This window comes from Bacillus sp. EA-CB0995 (assembly GCF_055814245.1).
On record NZ_CP169269.1, the window covers coordinates 1,165,385 to 1,189,890 of the forward strand.

The 24,506-nt window shown below is 37.2% G+C and carries 23 protein-coding genes and 5 pseudogenes; 21 read left to right on the plus strand and 7 right to left on the minus strand.

Annotated elements, in window-relative coordinates; all coding sequences use genetic code 11:
• Positions 1 to 45: 45 nt before the first annotated feature.
• Positions 46 to 486 carry a hypothetical protein gene (locus ACEWFJ_RS06090; protein ID WP_473691068.1) on the minus strand — a complete coding sequence of 147 codons (441 nt, stop codon included), beginning with the start codon at positions 484 to 486 and terminating at the stop codon, positions 46 to 48.
• Between the two features lie 726 nt (positions 487 to 1,212).
• Between ACEWFJ_RS06090 and ACEWFJ_RS06095 the strand changes: the two genes are divergently transcribed.
• From ACEWFJ_RS06095 to ACEWFJ_RS06120, 6 genes and pseudogenes are all read left to right on the plus strand, one after another.
• Positions 1,213 to 1,908: a response regulator transcription factor gene (locus tag ACEWFJ_RS06095; protein ID WP_473692373.1), complete on the plus strand. Its 696-nt coding sequence runs from the start codon at positions 1,213 to 1,215 to the stop codon at positions 1,906 to 1,908.
• 1 nt (position 1,909) lies between these two features.
• Positions 1,910 to 2,844 (plus strand): annotated as a pseudogene (locus ACEWFJ_RS06100) (ATP-binding protein).
• A gap of 125 nt (positions 2,845 to 2,969) precedes the next feature.
• Positions 2,970 to 3,893: an ABC transporter ATP-binding protein gene (locus ACEWFJ_RS06105; protein WP_473691070.1), complete on the plus strand. Its 924-nt coding sequence runs from the start codon at positions 2,970 to 2,972 to the stop codon at positions 3,891 to 3,893.
• The gene (locus ACEWFJ_RS06110) at positions 3,886 to 4,581 is read left to right on the plus strand and encodes an ABC transporter permease (RefSeq protein ID WP_473691072.1); all 696 of its coding nucleotides are present in this window, start codon (positions 3,886 to 3,888) and stop codon (positions 4,579 to 4,581) included. Before ACEWFJ_RS06105 ends, ACEWFJ_RS06110 begins: the two co-directional genes overlap by 8 nt.
• A 32-nt stretch (positions 4,582 to 4,613) precedes the next feature.
• Complete coding sequence (locus ACEWFJ_RS06115) at positions 4,614 to 5,306, plus strand: ABC transporter permease (RefSeq protein WP_473691074.1); 693 nt, start codon at positions 4,614 to 4,616, stop codon at positions 5,304 to 5,306.
• Positions 5,307 to 5,554: 248 nt separating this feature from the next.
• Positions 5,555 to 5,713, plus strand: a complete 159-nt coding sequence (locus ACEWFJ_RS06120; protein ID WP_473691076.1) for a hypothetical protein — start codon at positions 5,555 to 5,557, stop codon at positions 5,711 to 5,713.
• Positions 5,714 to 5,930: 217 nt separating this feature from the next.
• On the opposite strand, the gene ACEWFJ_RS06125 is transcribed toward ACEWFJ_RS06120, so the two are convergent.
• Together ACEWFJ_RS06125 and ACEWFJ_RS06130 are read right to left on the minus strand one after the other, a co-directional pair.
• Positions 5,931 to 6,389, minus strand: coding sequence for an NUDIX hydrolase (locus tag ACEWFJ_RS06125; protein WP_473691078.1), 459 nt, complete (start codon positions 6,387 to 6,389; stop codon positions 5,931 to 5,933).
• Between the two features lie 155 nt (positions 6,390 to 6,544).
• The gene (locus tag ACEWFJ_RS06130; protein ID WP_429706463.1) at positions 6,545 to 7,048 is read right to left on the minus strand and encodes a DinB family protein; all 504 of its coding nucleotides are present in this window, start codon (positions 7,046 to 7,048) and stop codon (positions 6,545 to 6,547) included.
• Positions 7,049 to 7,314: 266 nt separating this feature from the next.
• On the opposite strand from ACEWFJ_RS06130, the gene ACEWFJ_RS06135 reads away from it, so the two are divergent.
• From ACEWFJ_RS06135 to uvrC, 9 genes and pseudogenes are all read left to right on the plus strand, one after another.
• Complete coding sequence (locus tag ACEWFJ_RS06135) at positions 7,315 to 7,950, plus strand: AzlC family ABC transporter permease (protein ID WP_473691080.1); 636 nt, start codon at positions 7,315 to 7,317, stop codon at positions 7,948 to 7,950.
• A gap of 1 nt (position 7,951) precedes the next feature.
• The gene (locus ACEWFJ_RS06140) at positions 7,952 to 8,263 is read left to right on the plus strand and encodes an AzlD domain-containing protein (RefSeq protein ID WP_429706687.1); all 312 of its coding nucleotides are present in this window, start codon (positions 7,952 to 7,954) and stop codon (positions 8,261 to 8,263) included.
• A gap of 178 nt (positions 8,264 to 8,441) precedes the next feature.
• A pseudogene (locus ACEWFJ_RS06145) lies at positions 8,442 to 10,126 on the plus strand (long-chain-fatty-acid--CoA ligase).
• Between the two features lie 109 nt (positions 10,127 to 10,235).
• Positions 10,236 to 10,823 (plus strand): TetR/AcrR family transcriptional regulator, encoded by a 588-nt coding sequence (locus ACEWFJ_RS06150; RefSeq protein WP_429717665.1) that lies wholly within the window; start codon positions 10,236 to 10,238, stop codon positions 10,821 to 10,823.
• Between the two features lie 16 nt (positions 10,824 to 10,839).
• A pseudogene (locus ACEWFJ_RS06155) lies at positions 10,840 to 11,612 on the plus strand (enoyl-CoA hydratase).
• Between the two features lie 77 nt (positions 11,613 to 11,689).
• Positions 11,690 to 12,463 (plus strand): electron transfer flavoprotein subunit beta, encoded by a 774-nt coding sequence (etfB, locus tag ACEWFJ_RS06160; RefSeq protein WP_473691082.1) that lies wholly within the window; start codon positions 11,690 to 11,692, stop codon positions 12,461 to 12,463.
• Positions 12,464 to 12,494: 31 nt separating this feature from the next.
• A complete protein-coding gene (locus ACEWFJ_RS06165) occupies positions 12,495 to 13,472 on the plus strand; it encodes an electron transfer flavoprotein subunit alpha/FixB family protein (protein ID WP_098305185.1) in 978 nt (325 codons plus the stop codon).
• Positions 13,473 to 13,694: 222 nt separating this feature from the next.
• Entirely contained in the window at positions 13,695 to 14,009 is a 315-nt protein-coding gene (gene trxA, locus ACEWFJ_RS06170) for a thioredoxin (protein WP_098305183.1), read from the plus strand.
• Between the two features lie 217 nt (positions 14,010 to 14,226).
• A complete protein-coding gene (gene uvrC, locus ACEWFJ_RS06175; protein ID WP_473691084.1) occupies positions 14,227 to 16,008 on the plus strand; it encodes an excinuclease ABC subunit UvrC in 1,782 nt (593 codons plus the stop codon).
• 125 nt (positions 16,009 to 16,133) lie between these two features.
• Here the strand turns inward: uvrC and ACEWFJ_RS06180 are convergent, their stop codons facing one another.
• Positions 16,134 to 16,538 carry a YslB family protein gene (locus ACEWFJ_RS06180; protein WP_301287849.1) on the minus strand — a complete coding sequence of 135 codons (405 nt, stop codon included), beginning with the start codon at positions 16,536 to 16,538 and terminating at the stop codon, positions 16,134 to 16,136.
• Positions 16,539 to 16,884: 346 nt separating this feature from the next.
• Between ACEWFJ_RS06180 and ACEWFJ_RS06185 the strand changes: the two genes are divergently transcribed.
• From ACEWFJ_RS06185 to ACEWFJ_RS06200, 4 genes are all read left to right on the plus strand, one after another.
• Complete coding sequence (locus tag ACEWFJ_RS06185) at positions 16,885 to 17,511, plus strand: succinate dehydrogenase cytochrome b558 subunit (RefSeq protein WP_098305163.1); 627 nt, start codon at positions 16,885 to 16,887, stop codon at positions 17,509 to 17,511.
• Positions 17,512 to 17,524: 13 nt separating this feature from the next.
• Positions 17,525 to 19,318 (plus strand): succinate dehydrogenase flavoprotein subunit, encoded by a 1,794-nt coding sequence (gene sdhA, locus ACEWFJ_RS06190; protein ID WP_473691086.1) that lies wholly within the window; start codon positions 17,525 to 17,527, stop codon positions 19,316 to 19,318.
• Positions 19,311 to 20,072 carry a succinate dehydrogenase iron-sulfur subunit gene (sdhB, locus tag ACEWFJ_RS06195; protein ID WP_098305159.1) on the plus strand — a complete coding sequence of 254 codons (762 nt, stop codon included), beginning with the start codon at positions 19,311 to 19,313 and terminating at the stop codon, positions 20,070 to 20,072. Before sdhA ends, sdhB begins: the two co-directional genes overlap by 8 nt.
• 187 nt (positions 20,073 to 20,259) lie before the next feature.
• Positions 20,260 to 20,712 carry an acyl-CoA thioesterase gene (locus ACEWFJ_RS06200; RefSeq protein ID WP_098305157.1) on the plus strand — a complete coding sequence of 151 codons (453 nt, stop codon included), beginning with the start codon at positions 20,260 to 20,262 and terminating at the stop codon, positions 20,710 to 20,712.
• Between the two features lie 17 nt (positions 20,713 to 20,729).
• On the opposite strand, the pseudogene ACEWFJ_RS06205 reads toward ACEWFJ_RS06200, so the two are convergent.
• Positions 20,730 to 21,511: pseudogene (locus ACEWFJ_RS06205) on the minus strand (M15 family metallopeptidase).
• 378 nt (positions 21,512 to 21,889) lie between these two features.
• Between ACEWFJ_RS06205 and motB the strand changes: the two are divergent.
• A pseudogene (gene motB, locus ACEWFJ_RS06210) lies at positions 21,890 to 22,063 on the plus strand (flagellar motor protein MotB); the annotation flags it as partial.
• Between the two features lie 21 nt (positions 22,064 to 22,084).
• On the opposite strand, the gene ACEWFJ_RS06215 reads toward motB, so the two are convergent.
• On the minus strand, positions 22,085 to 22,900 hold the full coding sequence (locus ACEWFJ_RS06215; protein WP_473691089.1) for a 5'-nucleotidase, lipoprotein e(P4) family: 816 nt from the start codon (positions 22,898 to 22,900) through the stop codon (positions 22,085 to 22,087).
• A 191-nt stretch (positions 22,901 to 23,091) separates the two neighbouring features.
• On the opposite strand from ACEWFJ_RS06215, the gene ACEWFJ_RS06220 reads away from it, so the two are divergent.
• The gene (locus ACEWFJ_RS06220; RefSeq protein ID WP_098305153.1) at positions 23,092 to 23,523 is read left to right on the plus strand and encodes an Rrf2 family transcriptional regulator; all 432 of its coding nucleotides are present in this window, start codon (positions 23,092 to 23,094) and stop codon (positions 23,521 to 23,523) included.
• A 175-nt stretch (positions 23,524 to 23,698) separates the two neighbouring features.
• On the opposite strand, the gene ACEWFJ_RS06225 is transcribed toward ACEWFJ_RS06220, so the two are convergent.
• Positions 23,699 to 24,334, minus strand: coding sequence for an NAD(P)-dependent oxidoreductase (locus ACEWFJ_RS06225; protein WP_440602501.1), 636 nt, complete (start codon positions 24,332 to 24,334; stop codon positions 23,699 to 23,701).
• Positions 24,335 to 24,506 lie beyond the last annotated feature (172 nt).

Here is a 24,506-nt window from a genome sequence, read left to right on the forward strand (position 1 = left end):
TTACTCATATTTCCTAAATTGTGGATGATATAATAATCTGTTCTCTTATGGAGTGATAAAGCTAAGCGGAGCGTAAGGATAATTTGGGAGAAGATGTGAAATGGCAGGAGTAGGTGAAAATTGATGATGCAAGATCGTATTTCCATCTTGCGGAACACCCGCAGTATTGACTCCAAATGTGTTCGCGATGACACATTGGGCAGGTCCATATTGAGGAGTCACAAGTACTTCATAGCAAGGACTTGATTGCTGAACAGGATTTGGGAGAAATGCGTGAATCACGAGAAGATTGCGAGGAGGAATTGTAAATGTAAGCGGTGTGAGAATCGGTTGAACGTTATCAGGCGGAACGATGTTGCTTTGCTGAGGTTGAATCGCTTGTGCGGGATTGACGACTTGCCCACATAAAAATACAAACTTGGCAACCTCGGCTGGATTACACGTATTTTGCCAATCTAACACGGATACGGTGACGGTTTGGGGCATGTTGTAATCCTCATTTGAAAGCGTGACGATCACGATCTCGGTATTGGGGTTTCTACATATAGATCCTGTCGTAAATACAGCGGATTCTCCTGGGCATTTTGGAGTCGGGCACCAATAAGAATTAAAGTGTTTGTCTGACAAGAATAATAAAACTCCTTTCTTTTAAAATATAATTCAATTATATGGAATTGTATCCCTTTTGCTTGTATACTTGTCCGACCGATGAACTTATTGAGTATTTCGTTTTTTTTTTGAAATAAAAGCTGTTTGAATGTAATTGTATTCATATATGAGGAATTGAAATGAGGAACTATGCTACATGCTAGTCGGGATAAAGTGAAACTTTAATCAGTGGGGGTTTTCTTCATCCCCCACTGATTATTAGTTGAACCAATCGAGCTTTTACGGGCAGTTTATCTCCCACCTAACTTCTTTAGAAAAGCGGCAGCGGCTCGTTCAGAATCGCAGGGCGTTGGAGCCCCCGACAGAGAGGCGCTTTTTGCCTCGTCCGAGGGGGTGAAACGACCGGAGATTCTAGCCGCTAGAGCTGGACAATGCTTTCACCGAATTTTGAGGTGGGAGTATTACTGCCTGTTAATGCGGGATAAAAGAATGATAGGAACATGGTTATATTTATTTGTGATCCACTCCGTATATTTCATTTACCAAATTAAACCATCAAGTTACAATATAGATATAAATTCTTCTAGAAATTGGGTGATGGGCGTGCAACATAATATTTTATTGGTGGAAGATGATTTATCAATCCGTGAAATGGTGGAAAGTTATTTAACAAAAGAGGGGTTTATTGTAGCGACGGCTTGTGACGGAGAGGAAGGGCTTGATAGGTTTTTACAAGATCAGTTTGATTTAATCATTCTTGATATTATGATGCCTAAAATAGATGGCTTAGAAGTGATGAATATCATTCGTAAAAAGAGTTCTGTACCTATTTTAATTATGTCAGCAAAAGACACGGATGTTGATAAAGCATTAGGACTTGGACTTGGCGCGGACGATTATATTTGTAAGCCGTTTTCTATGATTGAGTTGTCTGCACGGGTGAAGGCAGGTATTCGTCGTTCGACAAAATATTCTGCTCCGCAAAAGAAAGAAGATGAAATGATTGTAATAGGTGATTTGAAAATTGATACGACGAATTTTACAGTTCAGAAAAAGAACAAAGATATTAAACTCACTTCTAAAGAATTTGAGCTTTTAAAGTTATTTGCGACAAATCGAAATCGTGTGTTTACAAAGGCGCAAATTTATAACTTAATTTGGAATGAAGAATATTACGGTGATGAGAATGTCATTAATGTTCATATGAGAAGGCTGCGAGAGAAAATTGAGGATGATCCATCTCAGCCGCAGTACATTAAGACACTATGGGGCATCGGTTATAAGCTGGAAGTGATATAGAATGGTTCTATTATTAATGGTTATTATTTTTATATTAATTGGTGTTATTTATTTTCAATATCGTACGGGGAAAAATCGAAGTGCGAATTTACGTTATACATATGAAAAGTTGCAGGATATTGTGGAAAAGCAAACGAGTGAAAATTTATTAGTGGTAACAGACGATAAAGAATTGAAATCATTATTAGTGGCAATTAATTATTTGCTAGATGAAAAGAAAAAAACAATTGCTAAGCATTCGAAACTAGAAATATCGATGAGGAAGATGCTTTCTAACATATCACATGATTTAAAAACCCCCTTACTGTGATTCTTGGTTATGTTGAAATTTTAAATGTAGATGAAACGATAAATGAAGAGGAACGACATATATTACTAGAAAAAATCCATATGAAAACGTTAGAAGTGCTAGATCTTATTCATAAGTTTTTCGATCTCGCAAAATTAGAATCTGGCGATAAAGATATTGCAATGACGCGAATTCATATGAATGAAATTTGTCAGGAACATATGTTGTCGTTTTATGATTTATTAACAACGCAAGGATTTGATGTTCATATTGATATACCAGAAACACCAATATATGCGCATGGAAATACAGAAGTCATCGGAAGAATCATGAATAACTTAATCTCAAATGCAATTGCCTACGGGGGAGACGGAAAAACATTAGGGATTACACTACGAAGTGATGATAAGTTTGTGTACGTGGATATATGGGACAAAGGAAAAGGAATCTCTGAATCTCACATTGATAAAGTGTTTGAGCGTATGTACACATTAGAAGATTCACGAAATCGTTTGTATCAAGGCAGTGGACTTGGACTTACGATTACGAAGCGTCTTGTAGAAGCATTAGGGGGAGAAATTCATCTGTCTAGTACACCATATGAGAAAACAGTGTTTACAGTCATGTTGAGGAAAATTAATTTTTAGCTTGTAGAAAGGGGAATTCTACAAGCTTTTTTTGAGCTTAAGAAATTTGTAAGAATGTAGTAAGAAAAAAGAGAACTTCGTTGCTTACAATGCAAATATAGAGCAAGTGCGAAAGGGGAATGAAAATGACATATGTATTGAAAACGAATCAATTAACGAAAGTGTTTCACGGTAAAGAAGTTATTTCAAACGTAAATATGCATGTGAAACAAGGTGAAATATATGGTTTTCTAGGGCCAAACGGTGCTGGTAAAACGACGATTATGAAAATGATTACGAATTTGATTAAACCGACGAGCGGTGAGATTGAGATCTTCGGTGAGAAATTAACGGATACTTCATATGAAGTGTTAAAGCGAATGGGGACAATTATTGAATATCCAATCTTTTATGAAAAACTAACAGCAAGAGAGAATTTGTATTTACATTGTGAGTACATGGGCTATTATGACAAGAAAGCAATTGACCGAGCATTAGACCTTGTAAACTTACACAATGTGGACGACAAGAAGGTAAAAGACTTCTCACTTGGGATGAAACAGCGGTTAGGAATTGCAAGAGCCATTACGACAAAACCAGAGCTGTTAATTTTAGATGAACCGATTAATGGTTTAGATCCAATCGGCATTAAAGAATTACGAGAATTATTTAAAATGCTTTGTAAAGAATATGGAATTACTCTATTAGTTTCCAGCCACATTTTAGCGGAAATGGAGCAAATGGCAGATACAATTGGTGTCATTCAAAATGGGAAGTTAATAAAAGAAGTTTCGATGAAAAGTATTAACGGTAAACAAACAGAGTATATTGAGGTTACGGTTCAGGATGTAAAACAAGCAGCCTATGTTTTAGAGAATAAACTACGCCTTACAAACTTTAAAGTAATGAATGAAAATACGATTCGAATTTATGAAGCAAGAATAGCACAGCAAGAGATTTCAAAAACGCTCATTATGAATGATGTCGTAATTGAAGGAATTAATAAGAAGCATAGCTCATTGGAAGATTATTTCTTAAATCTTATGAATGGAGAGGGAATTCATGCTTAATTTGATGAGATTAGAATTGATAAAAATTAAACTAGGTTCTTCCATTAGAGGGGCATTTATTGCGACGTTTATAATTTTTGGTTTTCTTCTACTAGTTGGATATACTTCAAAATCAGAAGGAGACATTGCCTTTACAAATTATAATGAATTATTTTCTGTCATAGATACTTTGGTACGGGCAACATTTATTATTTTTGGAGCGAGTTTATTGGCAAAAATCATTGTTCAAGAATTTACAGATAAGACGATAACAGTGCTATTCATGTATCCAGTCAATCGACAAAAATTGATTATCGCCAAATTACTGATTGTGATTGCATTTACTTTTTTCTCAATGATTATTTCGGAAACGATTGTGTTTAGTTTGTTTTATGTTGTTAATGCTTATAATCCATTGTTTACTGAAGCGTTAACATTGTCGACCATTACACATAATGCAGCAAAATTAGTGATGAATGCAATCGCAGCAACGAGTATGAGCTTAATCCCGCTCTTCTTTGGAATGAGAAAGTATTCCGTTCGTACAACTATTATATCTTCTATTATAATTGTGTCTCTCGTAAGTTCGAATAATGGCGGAACTTCGTTAAATGATATTATTATCATTCCGATTATATTAGCTTGTATTGGAATAGTGGTTGCTTATATGACAGTGCGAAAAGTTGAGCAGGCGGACTTGTTTAAATAAGCGAAGTAGATGAAATAGGAGGCGAGGCCATTATGTTACAGCTCATGAAGCTAGAAATGAAAAAGTTTAAGTTTGGTTGGTATGTAAAAGGAGCGTTGATCGCCAACATCATTATTACGGCCTTATTCATTTCCATGAACTATATCCAGGAAGTAGAAAAGGATGTAATTATGACGAATGCTGAGGAGGCTTTTTTATTGATAGGGGCAATGGTGCGGGCAACATTTATTGTGTTTGCAGCAGTATTACTTGCACAGTTAGTTATTGAAGAATATAAAAATAAGACAATAATGCTCATGTTCTCTTATCCGATCAAGCGGAAGAAAATCATTGCCAGTAAATTAGCCATTATAGCTATACTGACATTTATAACAATTTGGTTATCTAATATAGTTATTACAGGTGCTGTCTTTCTTTTACAAGGATACTTCTCGTTTATATCATACTCTATAACATTTACTGAATGGATGCAGCAAGCCATCACCATGATTCCATTTGCAGTCGCTGCTGCAGGTACAAGTTTAATTCCACTATATTTCGGGATGCGTAAGTATTCTGTTCCTACCACAATTGTATCATCATTGCTTGTCGTTTCATTCGCTTGTTCTTATAATCCAGGGTTCTCAGTGGTTACTGTTATTCCGATTCAGCTCGTCCTTGCAGTTGTGGGAATTATAATTGCCTACTTAGCAATTCGAGACATTGAGAAAGAGGATGCAATCTAGTTTTTATCATTGAAATTGGATTTGTATGACTTTAATTTTAATAGGAATCTTTAGCTTGTAGAAAGAACAATTCTACAAGATTATGTAGCTTAAGAAATTTGTAAGGAATAGGTAAGGAAAAAGAGAATTTCATTTCTTATTATATAAATATAGAACGGGAGCGAAAGGGGAATGAAATACGAAGTGCTGTTTTGATAGGAATGGCACTAGTATTCAGCATAATAAAAGTTAATTAGGGAGGAATGATTATGGATTTACTGGTACTTAATTTAGTAGGTGGACTTATAGCACTTTTAATAGGAGTAATCTTATATTACAGAAATCCAGAGCAGAAGTTTTCTTTACTTTTAATGATGATAGGGATAGTAGGTGTAAGTATAAATGGGATTAGAATGTTTTTTGAATAGGTGACGAATTACAAAAATGTATCCCGCTATTTGAGGGCAGTAATACCCCCACCTCAAGATTTAGAGAAAAGAAAAGAGGATAGGTGGGGGATAACTGCTGGCATGTGCTCGATTGGGCGGGCTTTCCATCAGTGGGGGATGAAGAAACCTCCACCGATGAAAGTTTCACTTTATCATTGAAATTGAACCTGTATGACTCTAATCCTACTAGAAAAAATTAATTCCTTATTTTCATAAACTCTAACAAGTCTTCAAAAGCTGCTTGTTGATCCCGCCATAATTCAGGCAATTCGTCTAAGGAGAAAAATTTTAGCTGTAAGCTCTCTTCGTTATGAGTATGTAAATTTCCGTGGAAATCTCTACAAATATAAGCTAACTTCACTAAGGCAAGTTGATCTCCGTTGGATAACGTTTTTTCGTATTCTTTTCCAGAATACACATTAAAGAATTCAAGTTTTCCTAATTTTAAACCCGTTTCTTCTAACACTTCTCTTCTTACTGTATCTTCAACAGTCTCGCCAATTTCCATAAATCCGCCAGGGTGTCCCCATTGTCCATTATCAGATCGTAATTGCAAAAGTACTTCATTTTTTTCATTAAGTACAAAACAACCTGCGGCCACCATGATTACTTTTTCATGCCCAACCATATTTCTTAAATAGCTTATATAATCCATCCGTTTCAGCTCCAATATTAATTTACATCCATTATAAATGATTCCAGGGAATTTCATTTTGTCCTTTTTTAAAAGAATAGAATAAAAGGATGGTGTATATAAAAAACAAGGTTCCTCAAAAAGGAGGAACCTTGTTTTCATTTAGAAATTGAACGTTACATCCTTGGAGGTTCCATTCCAGCTAGAGCCCATTCTTCTTTTGCAGGGCCGTAAATACCAGGAACCTTTAATCCAGCTTGACGCATAAGTACCGTCATTTGTCCGCGATGGTGGTTTTGATGGTTGATGACAGTCATTAAAAATATTGAATTTGGCATTGGTTTTCCAAAGAAATCATTTATCGTTGCTAAATCTTTATCGGTCCATTGTGTCTTTATTGCCTGAGTAAATGCCTCATTCATTTGACGATAGCTGTCTGCGATATGCTGAGCTGAAGTTGGCACAGGATAATCCTTTGTTTCTCCTTCAAACTTTAGTCCTGTACGGGATGTAATGACAGGAATAGCAGTTACAATATGCCATGCAATGCGTCCTAACGTCCAGTTTTCCGGCGTGATTTCTTGTTTTAACGATTCATCGGTAAGAGCATCTAATACCTTTTGTGTTGACTCTGCTTCGTATTTCCATGATGTTAAAAAGCCTTCAATTGTTTGGAACATAGAACAAACCTCCTATGGTTAGATTCAAATGGTAAATTCGTGAAAGTTTTGTAGTTTCCTTCTAGTATGAAGAAAAATAAAAGATTCCAGTTTTATTATTTGTTAAAGGAAATAACACGAACGTCTTGAAGTTATGTATGTAGGGGAGATGTGTGGTTCATAACACACATCTTTTTCTTATGTAAAGAGAAAGAATGGGGAGATAAGATGGGGTAGAAAAAGAAAAAATCGTAGCAAGTCATAAGCAGCATGAGTTTCTACAAGGAATGAAGCACATTTTACCGATTGCATCTGCAAGTATTGTAGATGGACTCATTTTTGGTATTCTCGCGAAACAAACAGGATTAGGTGTGATTGAAGTATTGCTTCTAAATATGACTTCATCACAATTTGCAGCAATTGGATTCATTAATCAAGGAATCATTGGATGGCCAATGATTTTGTCTACGACGCTATTAAATGTTAGACAAATGCTCTATGGATTATCTTTAGGTCCAGCATTTCGTAATATTCCTACTGGAAAGTTAATGATGATGGCGTGGATGTTAAATGATGAAATGTATGCTTTAAAGTCTGCCTATGTAGCAAAAGAAAATAAGGCCAGTTTACCTTATTATTTTGGAGCAGGAGTGTTAGATTATGTCATTTGGAATGTCAGTACACTTGTGGGATTGTTTTTTGGCACATTTATTTCTAATCCAGAAGAATACGGTCTTGATTTTGCGTTTATTGCAACGTTTCTAGGGTTTCTAGCAACGAGTATCGTTTCTCGTTTTTATGCAGTTGTTGCACTTGTTTCGGGAGCAATTGCATGTTTAGGCTATTATATAGAAGGAACGGCATTGGCGGTTGTTTTTGGTACCATTAGCGCTGTAATTGTAGGAGTGATGCGTCGTGAATAATATGCTATTTGTATCGATTTGTATTATGGTTTTACTTACGTATTTAACTCGTTTTCCTATGTTATTGTTAAGTTCCCGCATTTCTTTTCCAAAGTGGGTAGAAAGAGGATTGAAAGTCGTTCCGATTGGTATCTTTGCTTCGTTAACAATTCCGCTTGTTCTGTTTCATATGAAAGGAGGGAGCTGGAGTTCTGAGTATATCGTTGCGGGAATTGTGGCATTTTGTATAGGAGTATGGAAAAGGCAAGTTGTGTTTTCATTATTAACGGGAGTGATTACACTTGTTTGTTGGAGAATGCTTGTAGGATGGTAATAGGTGTAGAATAGTCTGAATATTATGATTGTAACGCGATAATCCCTATACTATAATGAAAATAGTCAACATGAATACACATTCAGTTTACCTTGTTGTTAGAGGAAAGAAAGCCGTTAGTACAGGAGAATGAGATGCTGATGGTAGTTTTATAATGTAGAGAAGGGGGAGTTTTTAAATGGAAAGGCCCTGGTTAAAAAGTTATCCAAAGGAAATTCCGCATACAATTTCCTACGATATGCAGCCTCTTCATGTGTATTTACAGCAAACAGCTTCACAATACCCAGATAAGAAAGCACTTCATTTTCTTGGGAAAGATATTACATTCTCAGAACTAGATTGTAAAGTTAGGCAATTCGCCAACTATCTTCGCAAACTAGGGATAGAAAAAGGGGATCGAGTTGCCATTATGCTGCCAAACTGCCCGCAAGGTGTTATCGGTTATTATGGAACACTATTAGCTGGCGGTATTGTTGTACAAACGAATCCGCTTTATACAGAAAGAGAGCTTGAATATCAGCTTCATGATTCAGGAGCGAAAGTCATTCTGTGCCTCGATTTAGTGTTTCCGAAAGTCAGCAATGTGCAGTCCTCAACCGACATTGAGCATGTCATCGTAACACGCATCGCAGATTTTTTACCATTTCCGAAAAATTTATTATATCCATTTGTGCAAAAGAAACAAACGAACCTTGTGGTGAATGTAAGAGAAAGTGAGAATATCCACGTTTGGAGGTCCATTGAACGTGCAGGGGATGAAGCGGTAGACGTTTCGTGTGATCCCGAGGAAGATATAGCACTTCTGCAATATACAGGCGGGACGACAGGATTTCCAAAGGGTGTAATGCTTACCCATAAAAATCTTGTATCCAATACAATTATGGGCATGCATTGGCTGTATAATTGCAGAAAAGGAGAAGAAGTTATTCTTGGTGTACTTCCATTTTTTCATGTATATGGTATGACGGCAGTAATGAATTTATCAATTATGCAAGCGTATAAGATGGTGCTCGTTCCGAAATTTGATATTAAAATGATGCTAGAGGCGATTAAAAAACATCGTGTGACGTTATTTCCTGGAGCCCCGACCATGTATATTGCTCTATTAAACTATCCTGAGCTTCATAAATATGATATTTCTTCCATTAGCGCATGTATTAGTGGTTCCGCCCCGCTTCCGGTTGAAGTGCAAGAACAATTTGAAAGTGTAACGGGGGAAAGCTTGTAGAAGGATATGGCTTAACGGAATCATCCCCGGTTACGCATGGTAACTTTTTATGGGCAAGACGGGTGCCGGGAAGTATTGGGGTGCCGTGGCCTGATACGGATGCGCGCATTATTTCGTTAGAGACAGGTGAAGCATTGCCAATAGGAGAGGTTGGAGAAATTGTTGTGAAGGGTCCGCAAGTGATGAAGGGGTATTGGAATAAACCAGAGGAAACAGCAGCAGTTTTGCAAGATGACTGGCTTTATACGGGTGATGTTGGATATATGGACGAAAACGGCTTTTTTTATGTGAAAGATCGTAAGAAAGATATGATTGTTGCCAGTGGATTTAACGTATATCCACGCGAAGTAGAAGAAGTATTGTATGAGCACGAAAAAGTGCAAGAGGTTGTCGTTCTTGGTGTGCCTGATCCGTACCGTGGTGAAACAGTGAAGGCGTTCGTTGTTATTAAAGATGGTGCAACATGTTCAGAAGAAGAATTAAATGAGTTTGCTCGTAAATATTTAGCAGCGTATAAAGTTCCTAAAATATATGAGTTTCGGAAAGATTTGCCGAAAACAACTGTTGGGAAAATTTTACGTCGTGTGCTTGTTGAAGAAGAGCTGCGAAAACAAGAAGATGAGCAGACGGGCTAAACGCCCTTTCTTTTTTGGGATGAGTAGTATTGACAACATTTTAAATAGTCAGTATTATTGAAATGTGAATGAATCATCATTCAGTCATCTTCTTGAAGGGGATAGTACTGTGAAAAAGAATCGACCGAAATATAACCAAATTATTGATGCAGCGGTGATTGTCATCGCAGAAAATGGATATCATCAAGCGCAAGTTTCCAAAATTGCAAAGCAAGCTGGTGTTGCCGATGGAACTATTTATTTATATTTCAAAAATAAAGAAGATATATTGATTTCTCTATTTCAGGAGAAGATGGGAGAATTTATTGAAACAATTCGTCAAAAAACAGCAGGAATTGAAAGCGCTGTAGAGAAGTTATTTATGTTGGTAGAAACGCACTTCTCTTTACTGTCGAAAAATGATCCTCTTGCTATCGTTACGCAACTAGAACTTCGCCAATCTAACCAAGAATTACGCATCAAAATTAATGAAGTGCTAAAAGGGTACTTGCAAGTCATGGATGAAATTTTAGAAACCGGCATACAACAGGGAGAATTTCGCACGGATCTAAATGTACGCGTGGCAAGACAAATGATTTTCGGAACAGTAGATGAAGTTGTAACCAACTGGGTAATGAGCGATCATAAATATGATTTGGTCGCAATTTCAAAAACGGTGCATGAGCTATTAGTAGCAGCTTGTGGTTACCGCAATTAATGGGGAGGGAGTACATTTGAATTTCCTATCTTTAACGGTGGAAGATTACGTAGCAATTGTAAAGATCAATCATCCGCCGGCAAATGCGATGTCTTCACAAGTCATTAGTGAAGTTGGTGAACTTCTTGATGTAGTGGAAACGGACGAAAATGTGCGCGTTGTACTTGTTCATGGAGAAGGTCGCTTTTTTCAGCGGGAGCGGATATTAAAGAATTCACTTCTGTTGAAGAAGCAAAAGAGGCGACGAAATTATCACAACATGGGCAAGTCATTTTTGAACGTGTTGAAAAGTTTTCAAAGCCAATTATTGCGGCTATTCACGGTGCAGCGCTTGGCGGCGGGTTAGAATTTGCAATGTCTTGCCATATGCGTTTTGTAAGTGAAACTGCAAAAATCGGTTTGCCGGAGCTAACGCTAGGGTTAATCCCAGGTTTTGCGGGGACGCAGCGCTTACCTCGTTATGTGGGGAAAGCAAAAGCTTGTGAAATGATGCTAACAAGCGATCCGATTTCAGGTGTGGAAGCAGTTGAATATGGACTTGCAAACCGAGCATTCCCTGAAGAAGCATTGCTAGAAGAGACGTTAAAACTAGCGAAAAAGATTGCAGGAAAAAGCTCAGCATCTACTCGCGCTGTGTTAGAGTTATTGCAAACAACAAAATCTTCTTCTTATTATGAAGGAGTGCAACGCGAGGCACAGTTATTTGGTGAAGTGTTTACAAGTGGGGATGGAAGAGAAGGCGTTGCTGCTTTCTTAGAAAAACGTAAACCTTCTTTTAGTGGTAGGTAGTTCTATATTTTTTAACATAAATAAACAGAATATTATAATTAACAAAATTTTTATAAAAAAACAAGGGGGTAAATAGAATGAACATCTACGTACTCATGAAACGAACATTTGATACTGAAGAAAAAATCGCAATTAAGAACGGTGCAATTTACGATGGCGAAGCGGAATTCATCATCAACCCTTACGATGAATATGCGATTGAAGAAGCAATTCAAGTAAGAGATGCACAAGGCGGTGAAATTACAGTCGTTACAGTTGGCGGTGAAGATAGTGAAAAAGAACTTCGCACGGCACTAGCGATGGGCTGTGATAAAGCAGTATTGATTAATATTGAAGATGATGTTGAAAATGGCGATCAATATACAACAGCAAAAATACTTACTGAATACTTAAAAGAGAAGGATGTCGATTTAATTTTAGCTGGTAACGTAGCGATTGACGGCGCATCTGGACAAGTTGGACCACGTGTCGCTGAAGCGCTTAATATCCCATATGTAACAACAATTACAAAGCTTGAAATTGACGGTACAAACGTAAAAATCGAGCGTGATGTAGAAGGGGATACAGAAGTAATTGAAACGACATTGCCAATTTTAGTAACAGCACAGCAAGGATTAAATGAACCGCGTTATCCATCGCTTCCAGGTATTATGAAAGCGAAGAAAAAGCCGCTGGAAACATTGGAATTAGATGATTTAGATTTAGAGGAAGATGATGTAGAAGCGAAAACAAAAACAATTGAAATCTATTTACCTCCTAAGAAAGATGCTGGAAAAGTGTTACAAGGCGAACTGCAAGATCAAGTAAAAGAACTTGTATCGTTGTTGCATACAGAAGCGAAAGTAGTTTAAAAAATACTAGGATATCCAGGAGGGAAAACATATGGCTCGTAAAGTATTAATAATGGGAGAAGTTCGTGACGGATCTTTACGTAACGTTTCATTTGAAGCAGTAGCAGCAGCAAAAACAATTGCAGAAGGCGGTGAAGTTGTCGGTCTTTTACTAGGTGAAAGCGTCGCTTCATTTGCGAAAGAACTGATTCATTACGGTGCAGATCGCGTTGTGACAGTTGAAAGCGATAAGTTAAGCTCATATACATCTGATGGATATGCACAAGCATTTCTAGCAGTGTATGAAGAAGAAAAGCCAGAAGGAATTGTCTTTGGACATACGGCGCTTGGGAAAGATTTATCACCAAAACTTGCAGCGAAATTACATGCAGGTCTTGTTTCTGACGTGACAGCGTTAGAAGTGGCTGGTGGAAACGTTGTGTTCACACGCCCAATTTACTCTGGTAAAGCATTTGAGAAAAAGATTGTAACAGATGGTGTATTATTTGCGACAATTCGTCCAAATAACATTGCGCCGCTTGAGAAAGATGAAGCACGCGAAGGCGATGTTTCTTCTATGACAGTCGACGTAAAAGATTTGCGTACAGTTATCAAAGAAGTTGTTCGCAAAACAGCAGAGGGTGTAGACCTTTCTGAAGCAAAAGTCATTATCGCAGGTGGACGCGGTGTGAAGAGTGAAGAAGGTTTCAAGCCGTTAAAAGAATTGGCGGATGTGCTTGGCGGAGCAGTTGGCGCTTCTCGCGGAGCATGTGATGCAGAATACTGCGATTATTCACTGCAAATTGGACAAACAGGTAAGGTTGTAACACCAGATTTATATATTGCATGTGGTATTTCTGGTGCGATTCAACATTTAGCTGGTATGTCTAACTCAAAGATTATTGTAGCAATTAATAAAGATCCTGAAGCAAACATTTTTAAAGTAGCTGACTATGGCATCGTTGGCGACTTATTTGAAGTGTTACCGCTTCTAACAGAAGAATTCAAAAAGTTAAAAGTACATTCTTAAACATGAAGTTACGCATAATGGGTTCCCATTAAGTAATTACCCCTATATAAATAAAGGAAGGCGAGAGGTCCCCTGCTTCTCGCTTTTTCGTACGAAAAGTAATACTTTCTTATAGTATAAAGGCATGATTATTTGATACAATACTTAACGATACATATTATTCGCCACGTATATAAGATAATGATATACTTTGGTTAGAAAGTTCATAAAGGAGGAAATAAAATGGCAATTGTAAACGCAACTGACCAAACTTTCGCAGCTGAAACAAGCGAAGGTGTTGTATTAGTAGATTTCTGGGCACCTTGGTGTGGCCCTTGTAAAATGATCGCTCCTGTATTAGAAGAAATCGATGCAGAATTAGGCGATAAAGTAAAGGTAGTAAAAGTAGATGTTGATGAAAACCAAGAAACAGCTCGTAAATTCGAAGTAATGAGCATTCCATCTCTTTTCGTAGTAAAAGATGGTCAAGTGGTTGATCAAGCATTAGGTTACAAACCGAAAGAAGCGTTAGTTGAATTAGTATCTAAACACTTCTAATTATGAAAAAAGCTGCCGCGGGGCAGCTTTTTTATGTACAAAAAATATGGTTAACTTCGTAAAGGAATTTTATATCTTCTTTAGCGGTTGCTATGTATAATGTTTTCATTTTTTCTACTTTCCGTTACAATAAAAGAACGTATGTTGGGGAAATGGTTTGTTGTATTTTTTTAGGTGAAACAAGAATGATAAACATGCAAGAAACGGAGGAATACGAGTGCACGAGCATTTAAAAGAGAAGTTAGCGATTTTACCAGATCAACCGGGCTGTTATTTAATGAAAGATAAGCAAGGAACAGTTATATATGTTGGGAAGGCAAAGGTGTTAAAAAATCGTGTGCGCTCGTATTTTACCGGATCACACGATGGGAAAACACTACGTCTTGTCGGAGAAATTGTTGACTTTGAGTATATTGTGACCTCCTCGAATCTGGAGGCTCTCATTTTAGAATTAAATTTAATCAAAAAATATGATCCAAAATATAACATCCAATTAAAAGATGATAAAACATACCCATTTATTAAAATTACCGCTGAAAAACAACCGCGTTTGCTCATTACGAGAAATGTGAAAAAGGATAAAGGGAAATATTTTGGTCCGTATCCAAATTCGCAGTCGGCTCATGAAACAAAAAAATTGTTAGATCGTATGTATCCGCTTCGGAAATGTACAAATATACCAGATAAAGTTTGTTTATATTATCATATGGGGCAATGTTTAGCTCCTTGTGTGAAAGAAGTAACGGATGAACAAAATAAAGAAATTGTAGATGGGATTATTAAGTTTTTAAATGGTGGACATAAAGAAATTCGTTCAGAATTGGAAGCGAAAATGTATGAAGCTGCGGAAAAATTAGAGTTCGAACGAGCGAAAGAATTGCGAGATCAGATTGCTCATATGGATGCGATTATGGAAAAGCAGAAGATGATTATGAGCGATCTAGTTGACCGTGATATTTTCGGTTATGCGGTAGATAAAGGCTGGATGTGTGTGCAAGTTTTCTTTGTTCGAAAAGGAAAGTTAATCGAGCGAGATGTTTCGATGTTTCCCATTTATGATGATCCAGAAGAAGGTTTCCTGACATTTATCGGGCAATTTTATGAACAAAATAATCACTTTAAGCCGAAAGAAATTGTTGTACCAAGCAGCATTGATAATGAACTGATCGAAAAATTTTTAGAAGTAGAAGCGACGCAGCCAAAACGCGGTAAGAAAAAAGAACTCGTTGATTTAGCGAGTAAGAATGCTAAAATTGCGCTGAATGAAAAATTTTATTTAATTGAACGCGACGAAGAACGCTCAATTAAGGCTGTAGAAAACTTAGGAGAACATCTTGGGATTGAAACACCGCACAGAATTGAAGCATTTGATAACTCTAACATTCAAGGGATAAATCCGGTTTCCGCCATGATTGTCTTTATTGATGGAAAACCTGCGAAAAAAGAGTATCGAAAATATAAAATTAAAACGGTGCAAGGACCGGATGATTATGAATCGATGCGCGAAGTTGTGCGCCGCCGTTATACACGTGCTTTAAAAGAAAATTTGCCTCTTCCCGATTTAATTGTAATCGATGGCGGAAAGGGTCATTTAGCTGCAGTAAGTGATGTGTTAGAAAATGAACTCGGTCTTTCTATTCCAACAGCAGGACTTGTTAAAGATGATAAGCATCGTACGTCACATTTAATTATCGGTGAACCTCCTGAACCTGTTATGTTAGAGCGTAATAGTCAAGAGTTTTACTTATTGCAGCGTATTCAAGATGAGGTGCACCGCTTTGCGATTACGTTCCATCGTCAAATTCATGGGAAATCTGTCATTCAATCGGCATTGGATGATATACCAGGAGTCGGAGAAAAACGGAAGAAAACACTTTTAAAACATTTTGGTTCTCTCAAGAAAATGAAAGAAGCGTCTGTTACAGACATTATAGAAGCAGGAATGCCGCAAAAAATAGCAGAGACGATTCATTCGTATTTAACAGGGAAGACATTGTAGTTTACAGTGTCTTTTCTTTTTTGTTATAATTTCAGAAGATTGAAAATAATAAAAACCGAATGTTTATACATAAATAAAAAAGTCAACTGGACATTTTTATGCCTAGTTGACTTATAAAATAAACATTACACTTCGACAGGATCTTTTACATCCCATTTTACGAGAAACATAATAGAGTCAGAACGCTTCTTTTGTTCTTCATAGGATTCAGCAACTACACCACGCTGTTTTTGAATTTGCTCTGCAATAAACCCAGCTTCTAATTGGTAAGAAGAGTGTCTATTTTGTTGTTGGCGTTCCTTAATAAGAGCACCTGTTAGTTTAAATTCCATTTCACGGCGTTTATGTTCAATGATGGTTAAGTCACCCCATCCAGCTTTTACGAAAAATTGAATCACTTCATCAATTGTTTCTAAAGGATATTTTCGTGCTAAGTTTCTGCCAGCCCAATATAGAATAGCATCTAATTCTTTCCCTATTAAGTCTGGGAGTAATTCTTCACGCAGCAATTCGTAGGCAAAAGCACTCATTGAAATATTTTGTAAAGATTCGCTTTCGATTTTTGTTGTACTCACAATATTCCCCACTTTCTATACTGCCAATATTATATACCATTTTATATATATAAACCCAGCTATTTCTTGGCAAAAAATCTGATTTAGAGAATGAAAAAAGAATATAAAAATTATATACAGATTATGTATACGTTTTCTTGACGCTTCGACAAAAATAGGAGTAAAATGAACTTGGTATCAAATTATGCTGAAATATTGCGAATAATTTTTTCAGTTTTTCTTATAGCAATAGTGAAAAAATGCTATTGTTATAAAGTGACGTGACAAACAGTAGTCAAACATTCGAGGGGGTAATGGGGACATGAAAGGCCGCGAGTATACGTTTCGCAAGTGGCATTCGTTAATGGGTGTCATTCCGATTGGTGTCTTTGTGACACAACACTTAGTAGTAAACCACTTTGCAACACAAGGGGCAGAGGCTTTCAATAGCGCTGCTCATTTTATGGAAATGCTTCCATTTCGGTATGCATTGGAAATCTTCGTGATTTTCTTGCCGTTGTTGTATCATGCTGTGTACGGTTTATATATTGCTTTTACAGCGACGAACAATACAACATCTTATAGCTATTTCCGTAACTGGATGTTCGCTCTGCAACGATTCACAGGGGTGTTTACGCTAATTTTCTTAGCTTGGCACGTTTGGCAAACGCGCCTTCAAGCTGCAATGGGACAAACAGTAGACTATGATATGATGGCAAGTATTTTAAGCAATCCGTTTATGTTTGGTTTCTATTTAGTAGGGGTTGTATCGGCTATTTTCCACTTTGCAAATGGATTATGGACATTCTGTATTAGCTGGGGTATCACGGTATCACCACGTTCGCAGCGTATTTCTACGTATGTAACATTAGCAATTTTCTTAGCGTTATCTTACGTAGGGGTGAGCGCATTACTTGCGTTCATTAATCCGAATCTAGCAAACATGTAAGGAGTGGGAGAGCATGAAAGGGAAACTTATTGTAGTTGGCGGTGGATTAGCCGGCTTAATGGCAACGATTAAAGCAGCGGAAGCAGGCGTGAATGTAGAACTATTCTCTTTAGTACCGGTGAAACGTTCTCACTCTGTATGTGCACAAGGCGGCATTAACGGTGCTGTAAATACAAAAGGTGAAGGGGATTCTCCGTGGATCCACTTTGACGATACAATTTATGGAGGGGACTTCTTAGCGAACCAACCTCCTGTAAAAGCGATGTGCGATGCAGCGCCTGGTATTATTCATTTAATGGATCGCATGGGTGTTATGTTTAACCGTACGGAAGAAGGTTTACTAGATTTCCGTCGCTTTGGTGGAACACAGCATCACCGCACAGCATTTGCTGGTGCGACAACAGGACAACAATTATTATATGCATTAGATGAGCAAGTGCGCCGTCATGAAGTAGCAGGTCTTGTTACGAAATATGAGGGCTGGGATTTCTTACGCGCTATTGTGGATGACGAAGGCGTATGCCGCGGAATCGTAGCGCAAGACTTACAATCTATGGAGATTAAAAGTTTTCCAGCTGATGCTGTAATTATGGCAACAGGGGGCCCTGGTATCATCTTTGGAAAATCTACTAACTCCATTATTAATACAGGTACAGCAGCATCTGCTGTGTATCAGCAAGGTGCATATTATGCAAATGGTGAGTTTATTCAAATTCACCCAACAGCAATTCCGGGTGATGATAAATTACGTCTAATGAGTGAATCTGCACGTGGTGAAGGTGGCCGCGTTTGGACATATAAAGACGGTAAACCATGGTATTTCCTTGAAGAGAAATATCCAGCATACGGAAACCTTGTACCTCGTGATATTGCAACGCGTGAAATTTTTGATGTGTGCGTTGAGCAAAAGCTTGGTATTAACGGTGAAAACATGGTATATCTTGATCTTTCTCATAAAGATCCGAAAGAGCTTGATATAAAACTAGGTGGTATTATTGAAATCTATGAAAAATTCATGGGTGATGATCCACGTAAAGTACCGATGAAAATCTTCCCTGCTGTTCACTATTCAATGGGTGGACTATGGGTTGATTATAAACAAATGACAAATATTCCAGGATTGTTTGCAGCAGGTGAGTGTGATTACTCTATGCACGGTGGTAACCGACTAGGTGCTAACTCATTATTATCAGCGATTTACGGCGGTATGGTAGCGGGACCAAATGCAATTGAATATATGAAAGGTCTTTCAAAATCATCAGATGCTGTTTCATCTGCTTTATATGAGCAAAATGAATTAATCGAAACAGAAAAATTCAATAATATTTTAACGTTAGATGGTAATGAAAATGCGTATGTTCTTCATAAAGAGCTTGGAGAATGGATGACAGATAACGTAACAGTAGTTCGTGAAAATAAAAAATTATTAGAAACAGATGCGAAAATCGTAGAGTTAATGGAGCGTTATAAACGCATTAACATTAACGATACGGCGAAATGGAGTAACCAAGGTGCTTCATTTACACGTCAGCTGGCAAATATGCTTGAATTAGCTCGTGTTATTACAATTGGTGCATATAACCGTAATGAAAGTCGCGGTGCACATTATAAGCCAGAATTCCCAGATCGTGATGATGAGAACTTCTTAAAAACAACAATGGCGAAGTTTGAGGGAGCAGGAAATGCACCAGCATTCCATTACGCAGACGTTGATATTTCATTAATCGAACCACGTAAGCGTGATTATTCTTCAAAACATGAAGTAGCTGCTAAGGGAGAAGAGAAGGGGGATAAACAGCATGTCTGAGAAAACAATCCGCCTTATTATTACAAGACAAGATGGTCCGAACTCACAGGAGTATGATCAAGAATTTGAAATTCCATATCGCCCAAATATGAATATCATTTCGGCATTAATGGAAATTCGCCGTAACCCTGTTGATGCAAAAGGGAATCATACAACACCTATTGCTTGGGATATGAACTGTTTAGAAGAAGTGTGCGGAGCATGTTCTATGGTGATCAACGGAAAACCACGTCAATCATGTACAGCACTTATTGATCAACTTGAACAACCAATTCGCTTAAAACCGATGAAAACATTCCCGGTTGTTCGCGACCTGCAAGTGGATCGCAGCCGTATGTTTAATGCGTTAAAGCGCGTTAAAGCATGGATTCCGATTGATGGTACGTATGACTTAGGTCCAGGGCCAAGAATGCCAGAGAAAAAGCGTCAGTGGGCATATGAATTATCAAAATGTATGACTTGTGGTGTATGTTTAGAATCATGTCCAAACGTAAATAGCAAATCTGATTTTATCGGTCCAGCACCGCTTTCACAAGCACGTTTATTTAATGCACATCCAACAGGTGAAATGCATAAAGCGGACCGTTTACGTGCAATCATGGGTGATGGAGGACTTGCAAACTGCGGTAACTCACAAAACTGTGTACAATCTTGTCCAAAAGGAATTCCATTAACGACATCGATTGCGGCTTTAAACCGTGATACAACGATTCAATCATTTAAAGATTTCTTTGGTAGTGACAATAACTATTAATCTAATAAATATTGCCTCTTCAGTTTGAAGAGGCAATATTTATATCATTCTTACTTAAGTTACTTAATTATATGTTTACATCTGAGTATACTTATTCTTACCTTAATAGATCGTAATTTTATAGGTTTTTAATTCAGAAAAATCAAACAATATAAAATGAGAGAAATTTTAAAGGAGATGAATAATTATGAAGAAGATTCATTATATTGAACACTTTGAGCAATGGGAAAGTACATTTTCATTTTACATCCCTATAAAGGTTCGTTTTAGTGAAACAGATATGTTTGGACATATGAATAACGGTGTTGCGTTTACTTATTTTGAAGAAGCTCGTATTGAGTTTTTTAAAGAGCTTGGCTTTATGCAAGAGTGGGTACATGAAGCATCGGAAACAATGATTGTAGTGGCGGATTTACAATGTAATTTTTTGAAACAAGTGTTCTTTGATGAGAACTTAAAAGTGTATGTAAAAGCTGAGAACGTCGGAAATTCTTCTTTGGATTTGCATTATATGGTAAGGAACGAAGCAGGAGAGATTTGTTTGATGGGGCGAGGTGCACTGGTGCAAGCTTCTAAAAAAACAGGGAAAGGAGTACCTTGGCCAGCGGAATGGAAACAACGGTTATTAGACAAAAAATAAGAGGGCGCGTCGCCCTCTTATTTTTTGTCTCCCATTGCTTCTTCTAATGTCAGATGATGCTCGTATAAATATGTAGCTTGTGGATTGCCGACAAAACGAAGATGCCACGGTTCATAATCATATCCTGTAATGTCTGTTTTATCTTCTGGATAACGAATGACAAATCCGAATTCGTGAGCATGCTCTGCTACCCACTTTCCTTCAGGTGTTTCTCCAAATATCGGCTCCAATTGAAATTTTGCTGATTTAGAGCTAATATCCATGGCAAGTCCAGTTTGATGTTCGCTTGTCCCTGGAATGGCGCTTAATGCATCAGCAGCTTTTTTCCTTGACGATTTACATATGTATTATGCAATGACTCTTGTCGTTTGTAAGAGCGAAATCCAGATACTGCAGTAAGTTCAATCCCTTGCTGTTTTGCAGCTTTAAACATTTCTTCTAGGGCATCTGCTGCTGGTTTACGAAGTAATGTTTTCTCTTTATCTTGCAGACTGAAAAATGGAACATCTGGTTTTGTTAAATCGCGTGGTGTGTAGGAATCTGGGAGTTTGCGATGTTTGTTTACTAAAACGAGTAATGAATCAGTGTTAGTTACAAGTGAATATTGTTCATCGGTTTTTTTAGCTGTTGCGCTTGCTTTTGGGAATGGAGGAATCTTCTCTTTTGGATGTTCAGCATGCTGCTTTGTTTCAACTGCTTCTGCTTGATTATGTATATTTCCTGTAAAAGCTTTGGAACCAAAATTTATTAAAGAAATAACAATGAGAATCATAATTGAAATTAAAATTGTTCTTTTCATAATTGTTTTTTTCATAATTTTTAACCGATTTATTCCTTTCTAAAATACTTGTACTTTATTATCTTTTTACATTATAAGTCTATCGTATATAAAAAGGAATAAAGGAGTCCTCATGTAACAAAATTGAAAAAAATTTGTAAAAAAAAGTCGATTTCTTCATGATTTTGTTTAAAATGACACATTGCAACCTTTCATGAATTCTATTTTCTGTATAATATATATAGATAGATGTAACGATTATATTATGATATGTAGCTTCTTATTGTATCGAATAATCTAGGAGGGAACAACGATGAATTTGGCATCAATCATTGGAATTATCCTTGGGATAGTTGCCGTTGTATTAGGAATGTTTTTGAAAGAAGCTGCACTTAATGCGCTGTTAATTTTACGCAAGTATTGCTCCAAAATAAACAACTGCTTCCGGAAAAATTTAGTGCAATTGGCTACGGAGAATATCGTCCTGTCGCACCGAATGATACACCGGAAGGAAGAGTGAAAAATAGACGAGTAGAAATATTTATTTTACCTCTTATAAAAGATAAAAAATAAAGGGTGGCGTAGTGCCGTCCCTTATTCTTTTACTTCGAATAATTTTAAGTTGTCCCTGCGAATTTTATCTTTTTCTGCATCTGATTTTTTTAAGTCATAGTTATATAAAGCGCCTTCCCAATCGCCGTACATTGGATTTGGGAAAATAATGAATTTCTCGCCAAATTGGTCTTTCGTTTCTTCTACTGCTTTATTACGATCTTGTACAGATTTTGCATCAAATCCACTGAAATCTGATAAATTGTCACCAAATAATAAGACGATATCATGCGTTGTTGAAACGAGTTCTCTACGCTTTTCTTTTCCTTGTTCTTTCGGTTCTTGTAGTAAAATATGCTCTGTCTTTGCTTGCGGGGCACCAATGCGTTCTAAATTTTTAACGGTTGCATCGAGTTGGTTTGTTTTACGATTTGAAATGTAGTAAATGTCTACACCTTTTGATTCTGCATATTTTAAGAAATCAAGTGCACCAGGAAGAGCTGCTGCATCTGCTTGATTAACCCATTCATCCCATTTATAAGGATAGCCTTTTCCTGTTTTTATTGTCATTGCTTGGTATGGACTATTATCTAAAACGGTTTCGTCTAAGTCTAGTACAACAGCTGGTTTCTTGCTTGTCCCTTTTGCAAGAGAAGCATCTAGCTTAAGTGTGCCGATGTTGTAGCCTTGATGGTATAATGCTTTTGCTTCACCAGCTGTTTGATACCATAAATTAGCCATTATTTGTTGATCTGTTAGTTTGACTGTTGCTTCTTTTGCTGTAACCTCGTAAGTTGTCAAGGATGTTGATAATAATGCAACAGATAGTAGAGTTGCAAACTTTCGTTTGTTTTGCATACGTATCCTCCTAGGTGTGTATGTGAATATTTTTAAGGGACTTCCAATATATTTTTCTGTTACAATTATGAGTCTATACATAGTATGTATAATGTTTTTTACTTTATATGATGAAGGAAAATAGTATATAATAAAGGATACGTTATTTTTAAATAGATGAGAGAGAATGAACATAAAGGAGGGGGATACAAGTGGGGATTAGTAGTCGTTTTACAGTAGCTGTTCATATGTTAACATTGCTAGAAGTCGATAAAAAATCTCGATGTACATCTGAATGGATTGCTGGCAGTGTCAATACAAACCCAGTCGTTATTCGCCGAATTACAGGAATGTTAAAAAAAGCGGGATTAGTTGATGTACAAGCTGGAAAAGGTGGTACCTCCTTAGCTCGTGATTTAAATGAAGTTACGTTACTTGATGTATATAAAGCGGTTGAAGTTGTAGAAGAAGGACATTTATTTTCTTTTCACGATAATCCAAATGTGGAATGCCCAGTTGGAGCTAATATTCAAACTGTGTTAGAAATTATATTGTTGCAAGCGCAAGACGCGATGGAAAATGTCCTTGCAAATGTAAAGGTAAAACAGCTCGTTACAAATTTAGAAGAGAAGATACAACAATAAAAGAACCTAGCCTTGTATTGATGGAAGGCTAGGTTCTTTTTTATCCTGCTATTCGTGGGCAGTAAGGTCCTCTCAAGATTCAGAGAGAAGGATAACTGCCCGTAAAAGCCCGATTGGTTCAACTAACCCTCAGTGGGGGATGAAGAAAATACCCACTGAGGGAAGTTTCACTTTATTAGGCGTTACGTACTGTAAAACGTTGACGAGAAAATTGTGGGTTTTCTACTTCGTCTAATAAAGCAACAGCGTAGTTTGGAATTGTAATTCGGCTCTCACCGTTTTCGTCTGTTAATAGTTGATCTGTTCCTGTGACATATTTGCCTGTACGCTCACCAGGCTCAATCATCGCAGCAGGACTTAAATTCGTCCAGTTGAAATCGGATTGTTTATACACCTGTAATGCATCGCGGTGTGCTAATGCGATTGGTTTCCACTCTGCTGGGAAGTCTGGTGTATCAACAACTTGTAAACCAGGCGCTACTTCTAAGCTGCCTGCGCCTCCAACAGCTACAAGACGAGAAACACCAGCTTGTTTTGCTGCTTCTAATAAAGAGTGCGTTGCTTCTACAAGTTTCTCATCTTCACCATGTTTAGGGCCAAATGCACTAATTAAAATATCGTGATTTACTGCTTCTTTTGCAATACTGTCTGCATTGAAAATATCACCTGTTACAACATGTAAATTTTCATGTGCTGTTTCTACGCGAGATGCATCGCGAACAATCGCTGTTACCTCGTGTCCACGTGTTAAAGCTTCTTCAATAATTTGTTTTCCGATGTTACCAGTTGCGCCTACTACTGCAAGTTTCATAATCATTCTCCTCTTCCACTTTGTTTTATATAAAAATGTATTTACTTTTGATTTAGTTGTAATCAATTCAGTTACAACTTTATGTAACTATTATAGTTACAACTATTATTCTTTGTCAACATAAAAACAAGTTGCTTTTATATTGAGTAAAAAGCAACTTGCGGAAAAGATA

Coding starts and splice junctions, on each gene's coding strand:
- ACEWFJ_RS06115 (WP_473691074.1), top strand. CDS start 4,614: ATGTTACAGCTCATGAAGCTAGAAATGAAAAAGTTTAAGTTTGGTTGG.
- ACEWFJ_RS06225 (WP_440602501.1), bottom strand. CDS start 24,334: ATGAAACTTGCAGTAGTAGGCGCAACTGGTAACATCGGAAAACAAATT.
- trxA (WP_098305183.1), top strand. CDS start 13,695: ATGGCAATTGTAAACGCAACTGACCAAACTTTCGCAGCTGAAACAAGC.
- ACEWFJ_RS06120 (WP_473691076.1), top strand. CDS start 5,555: ATGGATTTACTGGTACTTAATTTAGTAGGTGGACTTATAGCACTTTTA.
- ACEWFJ_RS06110 (WP_473691072.1), top strand. CDS start 3,886: ATGCTTAATTTGATGAGATTAGAATTGATAAAAATTAAACTAGGTTCT.
- ACEWFJ_RS06200 (WP_098305157.1), top strand. CDS start 20,260: ATGAAGAAGATTCATTATATTGAACACTTTGAGCAATGGGAAAGTACA.
- etfB (WP_473691082.1), top strand. CDS start 11,690: ATGAACATCTACGTACTCATGAAACGAACATTTGATACTGAAGAAAAA.
- sdhA (WP_473691086.1), top strand. CDS start 17,525: ATGAAAGGGAAACTTATTGTAGTTGGCGGTGGATTAGCCGGCTTAATG.
- ACEWFJ_RS06140 (WP_429706687.1), top strand. CDS start 7,952: ATGCTATTTGTATCGATTTGTATTATGGTTTTACTTACGTATTTAACT.
- ACEWFJ_RS06105 (WP_473691070.1), top strand. CDS start 2,970: ATGACATATGTATTGAAAACGAATCAATTAACGAAAGTGTTTCACGGT.
- ACEWFJ_RS06165 (WP_098305185.1), top strand. CDS start 12,495: ATGGCTCGTAAAGTATTAATAATGGGAGAAGTTCGTGACGGATCTTTA.
- ACEWFJ_RS06125 (WP_473691078.1), bottom strand. CDS start 6,389: ATGGATTATATAAGCTATTTAAGAAATATGGTTGGGCATGAAAAAGTA.
- ACEWFJ_RS06130 (WP_429706463.1), bottom strand. CDS start 7,048: ATGTTCCAAACAATTGAAGGCTTTTTAACATCATGGAAATACGAAGCA.
- ACEWFJ_RS06215 (WP_473691089.1), bottom strand. CDS start 22,900: ATGCAAAACAAACGAAAGTTTGCAACTCTACTATCTGTTGCATTATTA.
- ACEWFJ_RS06180 (WP_301287849.1), bottom strand. CDS start 16,538: ATGAGTGCTTTTGCCTACGAATTGCTGCGTGAAGAATTACTCCCAGAC.
- ACEWFJ_RS06185 (WP_098305163.1), top strand. CDS start 16,885: ATGAAAGGCCGCGAGTATACGTTTCGCAAGTGGCATTCGTTAATGGGT.
- sdhB (WP_098305159.1), top strand. CDS start 19,311: ATGTCTGAGAAAACAATCCGCCTTATTATTACAAGACAAGATGGTCCG.
- ACEWFJ_RS06090 (WP_473691068.1), bottom strand. CDS start 486: ATGCCCCAAACCGTCACCGTATCCGTGTTAGATTGGCAAAATACGTGT.
- ACEWFJ_RS06135 (WP_473691080.1), top strand. CDS start 7,315: ATGAAGCACATTTTACCGATTGCATCTGCAAGTATTGTAGATGGACTC.